Here is a 15195-nt window from a genome sequence, read left to right as displayed (position 1 = left end):
GAGCCATTCATGATCATCCGCCGCACCGACAACGGGTTCCAGCACCCGGTTCCCAGTGACATCACCTCGCCGTCTGCTTACCTGGGGCGCCGAGTCTGGCTGCAACGGCTCGCGCTGGGCGTGGCTGGTCCGGCCATCGCCAGCTGGGCGGCGCGCGATGCGTTTGCCCAATCGGGTGCGCCGGCGCGACCGGGTCGTCTGGCTGCCCTGAGCGGAGTCCGCTCGACCGTGCCGGGTGCGACGACGGTCGAGACCGTGTCCGCTTACGAACACGCGTCGGGCTACAACAACTACTACGAATTCGGCACCGACAAGACCGACCCCGCGGCGTACGCCAAAACCCTGAAGCCTCGGCCCTGGACCGTGGCGGTCGAGGGGCTGGTCAACAAGCCAGGCAACTACGACATCGACAGTCTGCTCAAGCTGGCCCCGATGGAGGAGCGCATCTACCGTTTGCGCTGCGTCGAGGGTTGGTCCATGGTGATTCCGTGGGTCGGCTATTCACTCTCCGCGCTCATCCGCCAGGTCCAGCCGCAAGGCAGTGCGAAGTACGTGGAGTTCGTCACCCTGGCCGACCCGAAACAGATGCCGGGCCTGCGCTCCCATGTGCTGGACTGGCCCTATGTGGAGGGCTTGCGTCTGGACGAGGCGCAGCACCCGCTGACCCTGCTGGCGTTCGGCATGTACGGCGAGGTGCTGCCCCCGCAGAACGGTGCGCCGCTGCGACTGGTGGTGCCCTGGAAATACGGGTTCAAGAGCGGCAAGTCGCTCGTGAAGATCCGGTTCACCGAACAACAACCCGGCACCGCCTGGAACCGTGCCGCACCCCAGGAATACGGGTTCTATTCCAACGTGAATCCCGAGGTCTCGCACCCGCGCTGGAGCCAGGCCACCGAACGCCGCATCGGGGACGAAGGCGGGCTGCTGGCCAAGCGCCGCAAGACGCTGATGTTCAACGGATACGAACCCCAGGTGGGTCAGCTGTACGCAGGCATGGACCTGCGCCGCTGGTTCTGACCGCCACATCGACCTCTCACCCAGCTCTCGATCCCCATGCGCGGCGTAACGGTTTCCCAGTCACTGCCTTCCAACTCGACCGCCGCCGTGCGCGCTATGCCTTCTCGCGCGAATCGCTGGCTTTCGCATGGCACGGTCAAGCCGACGTTGTTTGTGCTGGGTTGCCTGCCAGCCGTCTGGTTGTTCTGGGCCGCACTGAACAACCACCTCGGGGCCAACCCGGCGGAGGCGCTGATCCGGTCATTGGGCGACTGGAGTTTGCGCTTTCTGGTGCTGGTACTGGCCGTCACACCCTTGCGCGAACTCACCGGCTGGTCGGCGCTGGCCCGTCTGCGGCGCATGATCGGCCTGTTTGTTTTTTTCTACGTGTGCCTGCACCTGTTGGCCTACGCCTGGTTCGACATGGGGTTCGAAGGGGTCGAGATCGTGGCGGATGTGGTCAAGCGTCCGTTCATCCTGGTCGGCATGGTGTCGTGGGTGCTGCTGGTGGCGCTGGCCGCCACATCGTTCAACCGGGCCATCCGGATCCTGGGCGCCCGGCGCTGGCAGGCCTTGCACCGTGGGGTGTACATGGTAGCGGTGCTGGCGGTGCTGCATTTTTTCTGGATGCGCAGCGGCAAGAACGATTTTGCCGACGTGGCTGTATACGCCTCCCTGCTTGGAGCGCTGCTGGCCTGGCGGTTGTGGCGGCGCTTCAGACTGCGCGCACGCCACTGAAAGAGAGTGGAGTGGTGGCGCCCGTGCTGTTCGTGGTGCAGCCAGGCGGCAACCGGACTTTCGGGTCCAACCGGAACAGGTCTCCGGCCATCCGCTTGGCAGCGCTCTGCGCTACCCATCAGCGACCAACGGGGAATCAGCGCGTGGTTTCGGTGGCGGGCTCTGTGCTGGTCTCCGCCGGGGTGCTCTCTTCAGGCACGGCTTCCTCAGGCACGACCTCTGCCGGGCTCGGGCTGATCACGGCCGGGCTTTTTTCCACGGGCAGCACCGGCTTCACCGGCGTGGGGCGCTTGGCTGCTGTGGGGCTAGGCAGATACAGAGGGCCCTTTTGACCGCAGCCCGCGCTCAACAGGCTCAGCGCAATCAGGAGCGCGCCGCCCACGATGCGCGTGTGGGCAGGAATGGCACCTAGAATTCGGGATATCTTCATAGTGATTGCATTGTAATGACCGACACCGAGTATCTGGATCGAGCGGAAGCCTTGTTGGTGGCCATTGAGCTGGCCTGTGACCGCATCAACGAGCTGACCGATGCCGACATCGACAACCAGCGGGTGGGCGGCATGATCACCATCACGTTTGCGAACCACAGCCAGATCATCGTGAACCTGCAAAAGCCTCTGCAGGAGGTGTGGATGGCAGCCCGCGCAGGTGGGTTCCACTACCGGTACGATGGCCAGGCCTGGATGGATACCAAGGGGCAGGGCGAATTCTTCGCCCACCTTTCCCGCTACGCCAGTGAGCAGTCGGGACAGTCGCTGACCTTCAGTTCCTGAAGAGATCCAGGATGCTGCGACGGTCTTCTGACTGAGGCTTGGCCGCAGTGTCATCACCGGTCGCCGGTTCGGCGTCACCATTGCCTGTGACCGCTCCGGGCCAAGGGTCCTGCAGACCCAGCCCATGCACCCCGCGCCCGGGGCCATATTCTTCGTAATACCATTCGCCACCGACATTGATCAGACCCGGAGGCGGGGTGTATTCCGCGACCGGCACCCCTTTGAGCGCTTCCGACATGTACTTGATCCAGATCGGCAGGCTGAGGCCCCCCCCCGTTTCACGGCTGCCCAGATTGCGCGGATTGTCGTAGCCGACCCAGGCTGCCGCGACCACGGTGGGTTGGTAGCCGACAAACCACGCGTCCACGGAGTCGTTGGTGGTGCCGGTCTTTCCGTAGAGATCGGGGCGCTTGAGCGTGGCCTGGGCTCTGGCTGCGGTGCCGGTGCGGGTGATTTCCTGCAGCAGGCTGCTCATCAGATAGGCGTTGCGTGCGTCAATGGCGCGATGCGATTCACTCGGGGCGGGTTCGGGCGCTTCAAACAGCACCTTGCCCTTTTGTTCGACCACGCTGGTGATCAGCGTGGGCGCGATCCGGTAGCCACCGTTGGCAAACACGGCGTAGCCGGTGGCCATCTGCATCGGTGTGACCGCGCCCGCACCCAGCGCCATGGTGAGGTAGGGCGGGTGCTTGTCGGCGTCGAAGCCAAACCGTGTGACCCAGGCCTGCGCACTCTGCGTGCCTACCAGTTGCAGCACACGGATGGACACCATGTTCTTGGACTTGGCCAGTGCGCGCCGCACCGACATCGGTCCCTCAAACTGGCCGTCGTAGTTTTTAGGCTCCCAGGGTTTGCCGCCGGTTTGTCCCGCCGTGTAGAACAACGGGGCATCATTCACCACCGTCATGGGCGAGACGCCTTTTTCCAGCGCGGCGGAGTAGATGAAAGGCTTGAAACTGGAGCCGGGCTGGCGCCAGGCCTGCGTCACGTGGTTGAACTTGCTTTTCTGGAAATCGAACCCACCCACCAGCGACCGCACCCTCCCGTTACGGGGGTCCAGTGCCACGAATGCCGACTCCACTTCGGGCAACTGGGTGATGCGCCAGGCGTCTGAGCCGGTCTTGATCACACGGATCACGGCTCCCGGACGGATTTTGATGTTGGGACCGGCCTTGTCGGACAGGCCGGACTGCGCGGGCTTCAAGCCTTCACCAGTGATCTCGAACGGTTCTCCGTCCTGACGCACTGCCACCACCTTGCGCGGGGTCGCGCTCAGGACCACGGCCGACATCAGATCGTCGTTGTCCGGGCGTTCGTTGAGCGCTTCGTCGATGGCATCGTCGCGCGCCGCCTTTTCGCCCGGCAGATCGATGAAAAGCTCGGGGCCGCGGTAGATCTGGCGGCGTTCATAGTCCAGCACACCCTGGCGCAACGCGCGGTAAGCGGCTTCCTGTTCGGCCGCACGCAGACTGGTGGTGACAATCAGTCCGCGGGTGTAGGCCTCATCCCCGTACTGCGAAACCATCGCCTGCCGCACCATCTCCGCCACGTAGTCGGCGTGCACCTCACTCCGGACACTCCCCATTGATCGCAGCTTGAGTTCCTCGGCTTTGGCCTGTTCGGCCTCAGCGAGGGTGATGAAGCCGTTTTCTTTCATGCGCTCGATGATGTACAGCTGGCGGGCGCGCGCACGCTTCGGGTTCGTGACTGGGTTGTATGCCGACGGGGCCTTGGGCAGCCCTGCCAGCATGGCTGCCTCGGCGATACTCACGTCCTTCAGTGGCTTGCCAAAGTAGGTCTGGGCCGCCGTCGAAAAGCCATAGGCGCGCTGCCCCAGGAAGATCTGGTTCATATAGATCTCAAGGATCTGCTCCTTGGACAACTGGTGCTCCAGTTTGAACGTCAGCAGCACCTCATAGATCTTGCGCGTGTAGCTCTTTTCCGCAGAGAGGAACACATTGCGCGCCACCTGCATGGTGATGGTGGACGCGCCCTGGCTTTTGGCTTCGCCCAGGTTGGCCAGTGCCGCGCGCAGCATGCCCCGGTAGTCCACGCCGTGATGCTCGAAAAAACGCGCGTCTTCGATCGCCAGGACGGCGTTCTTCACCACCTCGGGAATTTCGTTGATGGTCAACAGATTGCGCCGCTCCTCGCCGAACTCTCCGATCAGCTGCCCGTCCGCCGTCAGCACGCGCAGCGGCAGTTTGGGGCGGTAGTCGGCCAGGTCCGCGACATCCGGAAGATTGGGATAGGCCACCGCCAGCGCGATACCCACCACCATCAGGAACGCCATCACGCCGGCCGCAGACGCAGCCACCAGTCTGACCAACAACCGGCCCAGCCAGATCAGAATGCCGCGCCCGGGCAGCGGGGTGGGAGGACGGGGTCGCGGTGCAGGGTTTTCGTCTAGCGGCATGTGGCTGGCCAAGGGGAGGACGTCAGATTATAAAAATCGGGCTGTTGCGAGGACGCCCTTGTGGTGCGTCATATTGTGAGTTGTTGTGCATTTCTGGCCGCACGACCGATGTTGCAGGAGGTCAGAGGGGGTTTTTGCGTATGCTTTTGACAACGTTTCCTTTTGTCTCAAAGACAAAAAATCTTTGCTGCACAAGGGGCTTGCTGCTAGCATTCAAGTGAATTCTTAAGTCTGGCGCCCTGCAGCGCTGCCATTTATGGGGGTCTCCTTGATCTCATTGGGTTCGTTATTCAGCCGGGAACCGGCACCGTTGCTGGGCATAGACGTCAGTTCGTCGAGTGTCAAGCTGGTTGAGCTTGCCCGTACCCGCTCGGGAGACTTGGTGCTGGAACGCTGTGCCATGGAGCCTCTGGAGCGGGGCTGGATCACCGACGGCAACATCGAGAAGTTCGATGAAGTGGTCGAGGCGGTGCGGCGTGTGGTTCGCAAGAGTGGCAGCAAGACCAAAAACGTTGCCCTGGCATTGCCTGCGTCGGCGGTGATCACCAAGAAGATCATCCTTCCAGGCGGATTGTCCGACAAAGAGCTTGAGGCGCAGGTGGAGTCGGAAGCCAACCAATACATTCCCTTCTCGCTGGATGAAGTGAGTCTTGACTTCTGTGTCATCGGGCCCAGCGCCACCTCTGTGGGTGATGTTGAGGTGCTGATTGCCGCCTCGCGGAAGGAAAAAGTGTCCGATCGACAGGGGCTCGCCGAAGCGGTGGGTCTGAAGCCGGTGGTGATGGACGTGGAGTCATATGCTTCGCGCATGGCGGCGGGCCGGGTGATTGAGACCTTGCCCAACCAGGGCGTGGACTCCTTGGTGGCTCTGTTTGAGGTGGGTGCGTTGACCACCAGCATGCAAGTCATGCGCAACGATGATGTGCTCTACGAGCGCGATCAAGCCTTTGGGGGTGCACAGCTCACGCAATTGATCGTCCGGCAATACGGCTTCTCCTCCGATGAGGCCGAAGCAAAGAAGCGTTCAGGCGATCTGCCGGAGGACTACCGGGCAACGGTGCTTGAGCCCTTCATTGAAAGCATGGCGCAGGAGATCGGGCGCGCCTTGCAATTCTTCTTCACCAGCACGCCGTATAACAAGGTGGATCACATCCTGTTGGCCGGAGGAAGTGCTGCACTTCCGGGCCTGACGGAGGCGGTCACCCATCAGACCTCCTTTGCCTGCATGGTGATCAATCCTTTTGATGGCATGGAAATGGCCTCCAGCATCCAGGCTCGAAAAATCAGCAGAGAGGCACCCTCCTACCTGACATCGACCGGTCTGGCCCTCCGGAGGTTCTATCAATGATTCTGATCAATCTATTGCCTCATCGCGAGGCCAGCCGCAAGAGACAAAAAGAGCAGTTTTTTTCCCAACTGGGTCTGTCGGCCTTGCTTGGCGGTGTGATATGCGGCGCTGTATTTACTTGGTACCAGGGGCAGATCGCCGTTCAGCAAGGCCGAAACACCTTTCTGCAGGGTGAAATTGCAAAGCTGGATGAAGAGATCAAGGATATTGCCAGTCTGCAGGCGCAAATCGCTTCTTTGCGTGCAAGACAGACGGCGGTGGAAGATCTTCAGGGAGATCGTAATCTGCCGGTGCATTTGTTGGATGAGCTGGTGACCCAGTTGCCTGATGGTATTTACCTCTCCAGCATGAAGCAGGAAAATCAGAGCGTTCTATTGACCGGGATTGCTCAATCCCAAGAGCGGGTTTCTGATTTATTGCGCAATCTTGCAAACAACAGCTCGTGGCTTGAAAAGCCGGATCTGGTTGAAATCGTTGCTGCCACTGTGGAGCTATCCAATCGTGATAAAAGGCGAGTCTCAAAGTTCACGATTCGGGTTGCGCTCAAACGACCAGCTGCTGCTGGTGGTGAAAAAAACACTGGCGTGGCTCCGGGTAAGGTTTGAACTGGGTATACAAGACAATGGCTAAAACACCCAAAGTGAATCTGGATCTGAAAACGGTCCAAGAAAAAATTCAGGGGCAGTTCAAGGGACTTGATCCGAATGATCCGTCTCAATGGCCCCTGCTGCCCCGTGGTCTACTGTTTGTGGTGGTGTGTGCGGCTGTCATCGCCGGCATGTGGTTTGCTTGGCTTAAATCGATAGATGAGGAGTTGCTCGCAGAGAAGGCTCGCGAAGAACAACTGCGCGAGGACTACCGGAAGAAGCTGGTTCAGGCGGTCAATCTCGACGCACTGAAGAAGCAGCTTGAGCAGGTCCAGCAATACGTAAGTCAACTTGAAAAGCAGCTGCCAAGCAAGGCTGAGATGGACGCTCTATTGTCGGATATAAACCAGGCGGGACTGGGGCGAAGCCTGCAATTTGAGTTGTTCCGTCCGGGTCAAGTGATTGTCAAGGAATACTATGCGGAGTTGCCGATTACAGTTCGCGTGACTGGGCGCTATCACGATGTAGGGCTTTTTGCGGCAGATATCGCCAACCTATCGCGCATTGTTACTTTGAATAATTTGTCCTTAGAGCCGGTAAAAGATCGGGCTGGTGTGTTGGTCATGGATGGTACTGCCAAGACATTCCGTTATCTTGATCAGGAAGAGATCACCATGCAGCAGCAGGCGGCAGCAAAGAAAAAAGGAGCTGCCCAGTGAAACATAGATTTTCATTTGGTTTGATGCTGCTGTCGCTTCTGTCGCTTCTGTCGATGTTGTCAGGGTGTGGTGCTCCTGAGCAGGAAGAATTGCAACAATGGATGCAAAGTGAGCGAAACTCCATCCGACCACAGGTCAAACCCATTCCTGAGCCGGGGAAATTTATTCCTCAAAATTACTCTGGTGAAAACCAGACTGATCCATTCGATGTTGAAAAGCTTGTCAGTGTATTGCGAGGAAGTCAGGGGCCTTCGCCGGGTAGCTCTGCGTTGATTGAGGCAGAGCTGAACCGGCGGAAACAGCCACTTGAGTCCTTTCCCTTGGACACCATGTCGATGGTCGGAAGCCTCACGCGACAGGGGCAGCTGGTTGCATTGGTCAAGGTCGATAGCCTGCTTTATCAGGTGAAGGTCGGTAGCTATCTTGGACAGAATTACGGTCGAGTGCTTCGCATTAACGAGGCAGAAGTTGTGCTGCGTGAAATTGTTCAAGATGCTGCTGGTGAATGGATTGAGCGTACTTCGGCGTTGCAGTTACAAGAGGATGTAAGTAAATGATTGAGTCTAAAAATGCAACAGACCGGAAGGTGGTTGATATGAAAATGGTCAAAATAATTGCTTCTATCTGCTTGGCGTCCTCTTCTTTTTTTGCGCACGCGCAGAATGCGATTCAATCCCTGACTGCAAGTGTTCAGGGTGGGGTCGAGGTCTTGCGGATTGATACCGCGGAGCCTCTGTCCGGTGTTCCTGCAGGTTTTGCGATACAGTCCCCCGCGCGCATTGCACTTGATTTTCCGGGTGTGATAAATGGAATTGGACGGAATGTCATTGAACTCAATCACGGCAATGTCCGTTCGGCCAATGTTGTTCAGGTTGGCGATCGGACCCGAGTCGTTATTAACTTGAAAAACCCATCCGCCTACCACGCCAAGGTAGACGGGCGATCTCTGGTAGTTTTGCTTGAAAAATCGCAATCTGGGGTTCCTGCCCCAACGAGTGCACAGGTGGTGTTTGCGGAAAACCAGAATCGCGATGTGGCCCCCCTGAAGGATATTGACTTCCGCCGTGGCGTCGGCAATTCTGGTCGAATTGTTGTAGATCTCGCGAACAATCAGGTCGGTGTAGATATTCGGCAGCAGGGACAGGACTTGGTGGTCGAGTTCCTGAAGACTTCATTGCCTGAAGGGTTGCGCCGCAAGTTGGATGTGACCGATTTTGGTACCCCAGTGCAAACCGTGACTTCCAGTCAAAGTGGTGATCGTGTCCGCATGGTAGTCACCCCTAGGGGGAACTGGGAGCACTCGGCCTACCAGAGCGACAACCAGTTCGTGCTGGAGGTTCGAGAGCAGAAAGTTGATCCCTCTAAGCTTACCCAAGGCCCTGGGTACAACGGCGAGAAGCTGTCCCTCAACTTTCAGAATATCGAAGTGCGCTCATTGTTGCAGGTGATCGCTGACTTCACCAATTTCAACGTGGTGACTTCAGACTCGGTGACGGGTGCTGTGACGTTGCGTCTGAAGGACGTCCCTTGGGATCAAGCGCTGGACATCATTCTCCAGGCCAAAGGTCTTGGCATGCGGAAGTCTGGCAACGTACTCTGGATCGCCCCGAAAGACGAGATTGCTGCGCGCGAAAAGCAAGAGCTTGAATCCAAAGTGTCGATAGAGAGTCTGGAAACTTTGAGGACACAGGGCTTCCAGATGAACTATGCCAAGGCGAGCGATATCGCAGCGCAATTGGCGGCGGCAAGCACGGGTGCTGCCGGCGAGGGCAGCGCAAGAATGCTTTCCACTCGGGGTAGCGTGATCGCTGAACCCAGAACGAACCAGCTTTTTGTGACCGATATTCCTTCCAAACTGGAGCAAGTTCAGCAGCTCATCGCTAAGCTTGACATACCCGTCCGGCAGGTGCTTATTGAGGCGCGAATTGTTGAGGCGGATGATCGTTTCGGGCGATCTTTGGGGGTTCGACTTGGGGGGAGTGATTTGCGAGGTGTCAGAGGTGGCGAGCCGGGGTACAGTGTTGGTGGTGCAAATCGGGTTGCAATAGGCGGCAGCTATAACGCCGTGTCTAGCACGACGGTCGAGTCTGAAAACGTGCTCAATACCCTCAACACCAGCTTTGTGAATCTGCCGTCCACTGGCGCTGGTGGTTTTCAGCCGGCCGCATTTGCCCTGTCTCTTTTTAGCTCCGCTGCCAATCGGTTCCTGAACCTTGAGATATCGGCACTTGAGGCTGATGGACGAGGAAAAATTGTGTCAAGCCCGCGGGTGGTTACTGCAGATCAGGTCAAAGCATTGATCGAGCAAGGCACAGAATATCCATATCAGACAGCCACTTCAAGTGGTGCTACGGCGATTGCCTTTCGCAAGGCAAATCTTAAGCTTGAAGTCACGCCACAGATCACTCCGGAAGGGAGCATCATTTTGGATGTTGATATCAATAAAGATAGCCGAGGTGAAACCACGACCGCAGGCATCGCGATCAATACCAAACATGTGCAAACTCAGGTGCTGATTGAAAATGGCGGGACCGTGGTAATCGGTGGCATATTTGAGCAGATCGAAATTGATGACGTGACCAAGGTGCCGCTGCTGGGAGATATTCCGTTCATGGGAAATTTGTTCAAGAACAAGAGCAAAACGGCGAACAAGTCGGAGTTGTTGATCTTCATCACGCCGCGGACCATTTCTGATCGTGGTGTGACTCGGTAATTGCGTTGTACGGGCGAAGCAAAGGATATACGGTATGAACTGGTTGAAAGTGTCTGGGGTGCTCTTGGTTGCTGGTGTGCTGGCCTCTTGCGGGGGAGGTGGGGATGTCGCTGGCGATACCGGTGAATTCTCCACGAATCCCTCGGAGATTAAATGGAGTACACCAGCAGGAAACTCTTCGTGTAAGGTTGGGGGTGGGGCTGGTGGTGAAACCTTGGTAACCATCATTGGAGGGACTCCTCCATTTAGGATTCATAATCCTTCGCCTGACTCGATAGGGTTGGATCGAACAGAAGTCACGGGGAAGGACCCTGTGTTCAAGATCACGACATTGGGAGGCTGTATGGATGGGGTTGGGGTACTGGTGCTTGATTACCACTCTAGGTCAACCGTTGTTGAGGTCACTGTTGAAGAGGAAGCTGCGGCGGAAGAGTAATCAATTTTCATTGATTAATATCGATCAATTTTGAATTGACTATTCTGTGGTGTCCATTTAATTTGATCGATCATAAGGTTTTCTGGGTGTGGTTAAGTCGTTTCCGTTGTGCAGGCTGACGTGCTGATCTCCTTGGTCGGTTTGCCAGGGTCTGGTAAATCGACCGTAGGCCGGCAGCTTGCCCGCCGTCTGGCGCTCCCCTTTTTTGATTCTGACCATGTGATCGAGCAGCGCTTGGGTTGCTCGATCCGTGAGTTTTTCGAGCGAGAGGGCGAGAATCGCTTTCGAGATGTGGAAGAGGCGGTGTTGGATGAGTTGACCCAAGGTTCTGCCTGCGTGCTATCCACTGGTGGTGGCTCGGTTTTGAGGTCGATGAACCGGTTGCATCTGCGAGAAAGGGGGCATGTCGTGTACTTGCGCTCGACCCCCGAAGAAGTCTATCGCCGCCTTCGGCACGATCGAAACCGTCCATTGCTGCAGGTTGCGGATCCGCTGCAGCGCTTGCGAGATCTGTACACTGTGCGTGATCCTTTGTATAGGGAAACGGCACACTACGTGGTTGAAACGGGGCGACCCTCGGTTTCGACACTGGTCAACATGATCATGATGCAGCTGGATATGGCTGGCATATCCGGTGGATCGCAACCCGCTGGTAGCGAGGCTGACAACGGGTGATGGGCTTCTGGGCCAAACGGGAGCCCGTGGCCGTGTGCCTTGTCTCCTGTTTCGTCTGGTTTGCCTCGATATTGCCTCAGGCTAGGTCTTGCGGCTGAGCAGGCTCTAAACTCATGGGCTATGCAGCACCAGACACTCTCATCTCCCAGCGAGCAGGTCCAGATTCATCTGGGTGATCGCAGCTACAGCATCGTGATTGGCCCAGGGCTGCTGGACGCATCCTCAAGCTATGCGGGCTTGCCGACAGCAGCCAGCGCAGTCATCGTGACGAATGAGACGGTGGCGCCGCTTTATCTGCTGCGCTTGCAGACTGCGCTAGCTTCCCACTTTGACACCATCCACGTGGTGACCCTGCCCGATGGTGAGGCCTTCAAGACCTGGGAGTCGCTCAATCTCATTTTCGATGCCCTGTTGCGCCACGGATGTGATCGCAAGACCGTGCTGTTTGCACTGGGTGGCGGTGTGGTCGGCGACATGACCGGGTTCGCGGCAGCGAGCTATATGCGGGGTGTGCCATTCGTGCAGGTGCCCACCACGCTGTTGGCGCAGGTGGATTCGTCGGTGGGGGGCAAGACCGCCATCAACCATCCGCTGGGCAAGAACATGATCGGGGCTTTCTACCAGCCCCAACGGGTCATCTGCGATCTGGACACGCTCAATACCCTGCCGCCGCGTGAACTCAGCGCCGGTTTGGCCGAGGTCATCAAATACGGGCCGATCGCTGATATGGCGTTCCTGGAGTGGATGGAGGCGCATGTGGCCGAACTGCTGGCCCGGGACCCTGCAACGATGGCTTACGCGGTGCGGCGCAGTTGCGAGATCAAGGCGCATGTGGTGGGGCAGGACGAGCGCGAATCGGGCCTGAGGGCCATTCTCAACTTTGGACACACCTTTGGGCATGCCATCGAGGCGGGCATGGGCTATGGGCGGTGGCTGCATGGTGAGGCGGTGGGCTGTGGCATGGTGATGGCGGCCCGGCTTTCGCAGCGCCTGGGACTGGTGGAGGACGGTTTCGTGGTGCGACTGACGCGCTTGATAGAACGCGTGGGCTTGCCGGTGGTGGCGCCGGTGCTGGACGGGGCTGACAACGCTGGCCGTTACCTGGCTTTGATGCGGGTGGACAAGAAGTCCGAGGCCGGTGAAATCAAGTTCGTTCTCATCGACGGGTCCGGGAACGCCCTGGTGCGAGGTGCGCCCGACCACGTCGTGGCCGAGGTGATTGAAACGAGCTGCCACGCATGAGCATCCGCACCGGGTTCTGTTCCGGTTGGATGGGCGGGCTTGCGCGGTACTGGCGAGGGGCGCGGCGTTGATCGAGGTTGGGGGCTCCATGGGACTGGCCGCGTATGCCAGCCATCCGGAGCGCAGCCGTGGCCGGCGGTTTCCCGAGCCCGAGGCCCCCACGCGCACGGCTTTTCAGCGCGACCGAGACCGCATCATCCACAGCACCGCGTTTCGCCGTCTGGTCTACAAGACCCAGGTCTTTCTGAACCACGAAGGCGATCTGTTTCGCACACGTCTGACCCATTCGTTGGAGGTCGCGCAACTCGGACGCAGCATTGCACGGTCGCTGCGTCTGAACGAAGATCTGGTCGAGGCGATTGCGCTCGCGCACGATCTGGGGCACACGCCATTTGGTCATGCCGGTCAGGATGCCCTGCACACCTGCATGAAGGCGCTGACGCCGGTCGGGACGACCGTGGATGCCGGTTCGGATGGGGGCTGGGGCTTCGAGCACAACCTGCAGAGTCTGCGTGTCGTGGACAAGCTGGAAGAGCGCTACCCGGCCTTCGACGGATTGAATCTGACGTTCGAGACCCGCGAGGGCATCCTCAAACACTGCTCGCGCGCAAACGCACAACGCTTGCACGCGCAGGATGCGAGTGGTGTGGCACAGCGCTTTCTGCAAGGTGGTTCGCCCTCGCTGGAGGCGCAGCTCTGCAACCTGGCCGATGAGATCGCCTACAACGCGCACGATATCGACGATGGTGTGCGCTCGGGGCTTCTCACCCTGGAGCAACTGGACGAAGTGCCCTTGTTCGAGCAATACCACCGACAGGCCTTGTCGGCCCACCCGCAGTTGGGTGGGCGGCGTCTGTTGTTCGAATCGATCCGCCTCATGCTGAGCGATCAGGTCTACGACGTGATCGACACCACGCGGGAGCGTATCGAGGTGTCCGGCGTGGACAGCGTGGATGCCGTGCGTGCTCGTGGACCGTTGGTGGCGTTCTCGGTCGACATGGGCGCCCGTTCGCAGGTGCTCAAGGGCTTCTTGTTGCGCAACTTGTACCGCCATCCTCAGGTCATGGAGACCACCGATCGGGCGCGGCGTGTGGTGACCGAGCTGTTTGCCTTCTACATGCAACAGCCCACCGAGTTGCCCGATGCCCATGCACGAAGTGAGCATCTGGCGCGGGCCGTGGCCGACTACATCGCCGGCATGACGGACCGTTTCGCCATTCGCGAGCACGAACGCCTGAGTGGTGCATCGCTCTTCCCTTGATCGCCTGATGCCAGCGGTAGCCACTTCCGACGCCCGCTCGTCACGTACCTCCGCACAGTTGGCGGCCGTGGTGGTGGGTGTGGGGGTGTGCAGCGCGCTGCACGTGGGCAAGCTGCCGGTGGCCATTCCGGCGCTGCGCGACGCGCTGGGGCTGGGTCTGGTGCAAGCGGGATTCCTGCTGTCCCTGGTGCAGCTCGCGGGCATGACGCTCGGGTTGATCGTCGGGCTGAGCGCCGATCGCCTGGGGCCCCGGCGGGTGATGCTCGCCGGCTTGCTGTTGCTTGCGCTGGGCAGCGCCCTGGGCGCATGGGCGCCAGATGTGTCGGTGCTGTTGGGCACGCGGGTCTTGGAGGGGCTGGGGTTCTTGCTGGCGGTCCTGCCTGCGCCCGGTCTGCTGCGCCAACACGTGCACCACCCGCACACACTGTCGCGCGCGCTCGGGTGGTGGGGTGCCTACATGCCGCTGGGTACGGCGCTGGCGCTGTTGCTGGGTGCGCCGCTGTTGTCGGTGCTGGGGTGGCGCTGGGTCTGGCTGGGGCTGGCGGTGCTCACGCTCATGGCGGCAGCGTTGCTGGCGCTGCGAGTGCCCGCCGATGGTGTTGTTTCCATAGGGGTGGGCGACGGAGTACAGCCCCGCAGACCCGCCGCCTGGTGGCCCAGGTTGCGTCAGACCTTGGGCGCGTCCGGCCCCTGGATGGTGGCGTTGGCGTTTTTTCTCTATTCCGGGCAATGGCTGGCGGTGGTGGGGTTTCTGCCCACCATCTACAGCCAGGCGGGCTACAGCGGCCACACGGTGGGGCTGCTCACGGCACTGGCGGCGGGGATCAACATGCTGGGCAACATCGGAGCCGGCCGCTGGATGTCGCGCGGCACCCGGCCCGGCGTGGTGTTGTCGCTCGGCTACTTCGCCATGGCGTTGGGCGCTGTCGTGGCGTTCGGCGCGGTGGGGCATCCGGTCTGGCAATACCTGGCCGTCTTGTTGTTCTCGGGGGTGGGTGGCCTGATCCCAGGCACCCTCTTTGGGCTGGCGGTGGTGCTGGCCCCTGGCAAAGACACGGTGTCCACCACCGTGGGCTGGATGCAGCAGTTCTCTTCGCTGGGGCAGTTTCTGGGGCCTCCGGTGGTGGCCTGGCTGGCGATGCAGGCCGGAGGGTGGCAATGGACCTGGGTGGTCACCGGGGCTTGTTCGTTGCTGGGCGTCGTGCTGGCGTACCAACTGCAGCGCGCCTGGGAGCGACGCCCATCTGCGGTGACCCTGTAGTCCCCGAGTGGGCGTTCGAGCGGCTAAA

The 15195-nt window shown here is 59.6% G+C and carries 14 protein-coding genes; 12 read left to right on the top strand and 2 right to left on the bottom strand.

Annotation, left to right across the window (positions count from 1 at the left end; all coding sequences use genetic code 11):
* Window positions 1-9 precede the first annotated feature (9 nt).
* On the top strand, window positions 10-1017 hold the full coding sequence (gene msrP / locus HTA01S_RS19570; RefSeq protein WP_068174433.1) for a protein-methionine-sulfoxide reductase catalytic subunit MsrP: 1008 nt from the start codon (window positions 10-12) through the stop codon (window positions 1015-1017).
* 96 nt (window positions 1018-1113) lie between these two features.
* On the top strand, window positions 1114-1734 hold the full coding sequence (locus tag HTA01S_RS19565; RefSeq protein ID WP_068174432.1) for a protein-methionine-sulfoxide reductase heme-binding subunit MsrQ: 621 nt from the start codon (window positions 1114-1116) through the stop codon (window positions 1732-1734).
* 136 nt (window positions 1735-1870) lie between these two features.
* On the opposite strand, the gene lptM is transcribed toward HTA01S_RS19565, so the two are convergent.
* Window positions 1871-2164 (bottom strand): LPS translocon maturation chaperone LptM, encoded by a 294-nt coding sequence (lptM, locus tag HTA01S_RS19560; protein WP_068174431.1) that lies wholly within the window; start codon window positions 2162-2164, stop codon window positions 1871-1873.
* A gap of 15 nt (window positions 2165-2179) precedes the next feature.
* Between lptM and cyaY the strand changes: the two genes are divergently transcribed.
* The gene (gene cyaY, locus HTA01S_RS19555) at window positions 2180-2509 is read left to right on the top strand and encodes an iron donor protein CyaY (protein ID WP_068174430.1); all 330 of its coding nucleotides are present in this window, start codon (window positions 2180-2182) and stop codon (window positions 2507-2509) included.
* Here the strand turns inward: cyaY and HTA01S_RS19550 are convergent.
* Window positions 2499-4925: a penicillin-binding protein 1A gene (locus HTA01S_RS19550; RefSeq protein WP_084236315.1), complete on the bottom strand. Its 2427-nt coding sequence runs from the start codon at window positions 4923-4925 to the stop codon at window positions 2499-2501. The two genes, cyaY and HTA01S_RS19550, sit on opposite strands and share 11 nt — an antisense overlap.
* A 268-nt stretch (window positions 4926-5193) precedes the next feature.
* Between HTA01S_RS19550 and HTA01S_RS19545 the strand changes: the two genes are divergently transcribed.
* From HTA01S_RS19545 to HTA01S_RS19515, 9 genes are all read left to right on the top strand, one after another.
* Window positions 5194-6273 (top strand): pilus assembly protein PilM, encoded by a 1080-nt coding sequence (locus tag HTA01S_RS19545; RefSeq protein ID WP_068174582.1) that lies wholly within the window; start codon window positions 5194-5196, stop codon window positions 6271-6273.
* Window positions 6270-6878, top strand: a complete 609-nt coding sequence (locus HTA01S_RS24865; RefSeq protein ID WP_084236313.1) for a PilN domain-containing protein — start codon at window positions 6270-6272, stop codon at window positions 6876-6878. Before HTA01S_RS19545 ends, HTA01S_RS24865 begins: the two co-directional genes overlap by 4 nt.
* Window positions 6879-6895: 17 nt before the next feature.
* Complete coding sequence (locus HTA01S_RS19535; RefSeq protein ID WP_068174428.1) at window positions 6896-7579, top strand: type IV pilus inner membrane component PilO; 684 nt, start codon at window positions 6896-6898, stop codon at window positions 7577-7579.
* A gap of 53 nt (window positions 7580-7632) precedes the next feature.
* Complete coding sequence (locus HTA01S_RS24860) at window positions 7633-8136, top strand: pilus assembly protein PilP (protein ID WP_407656125.1); 504 nt, start codon at window positions 7633-7635, stop codon at window positions 8134-8136.
* A gap of 38 nt (window positions 8137-8174) precedes the next feature.
* Entirely contained in the window at window positions 8175-10292 is a 2118-nt protein-coding gene (pilQ, locus tag HTA01S_RS19530) for a type IV pilus secretin PilQ (protein WP_068174427.1), read from the top strand.
* Between the two features lie 556 nt (window positions 10293-10848).
* Complete coding sequence (locus tag HTA01S_RS24855; protein WP_084236354.1) at window positions 10849-11403, top strand: shikimate kinase; 555 nt, start codon at window positions 10849-10851, stop codon at window positions 11401-11403.
* A gap of 120 nt (window positions 11404-11523) precedes the next feature.
* Window positions 11524-12645, top strand: a complete 1122-nt coding sequence (aroB, locus tag HTA01S_RS19525) for a 3-dehydroquinate synthase (RefSeq protein WP_068174426.1) — start codon at window positions 11524-11526, stop codon at window positions 12643-12645.
* Window positions 12646-12733: 88 nt separating this feature from the next.
* Window positions 12734-13906, top strand: coding sequence for a deoxyguanosinetriphosphate triphosphohydrolase (locus HTA01S_RS19520; protein ID WP_068174425.1), 1173 nt, complete (start codon window positions 12734-12736; stop codon window positions 13904-13906).
* Between the two features lie 7 nt (window positions 13907-13913).
* On the top strand, window positions 13914-15167 hold the full coding sequence (locus tag HTA01S_RS19515) for an MFS transporter (protein ID WP_068174424.1): 1254 nt from the start codon (window positions 13914-13916) through the stop codon (window positions 15165-15167).
* Window positions 15168-15195 lie beyond the last annotated feature (28 nt).

This window comes from Hydrogenophaga taeniospiralis CCUG 15921 (genome assembly GCF_001592305.1).
GTDB lineage: Bacteria > Pseudomonadota > Gammaproteobacteria > Burkholderiales > Burkholderiaceae_C > Hydrogenophaga > Hydrogenophaga taeniospiralis.
This window is presented reverse-complemented; position numbering and strand designations above follow the sequence as displayed.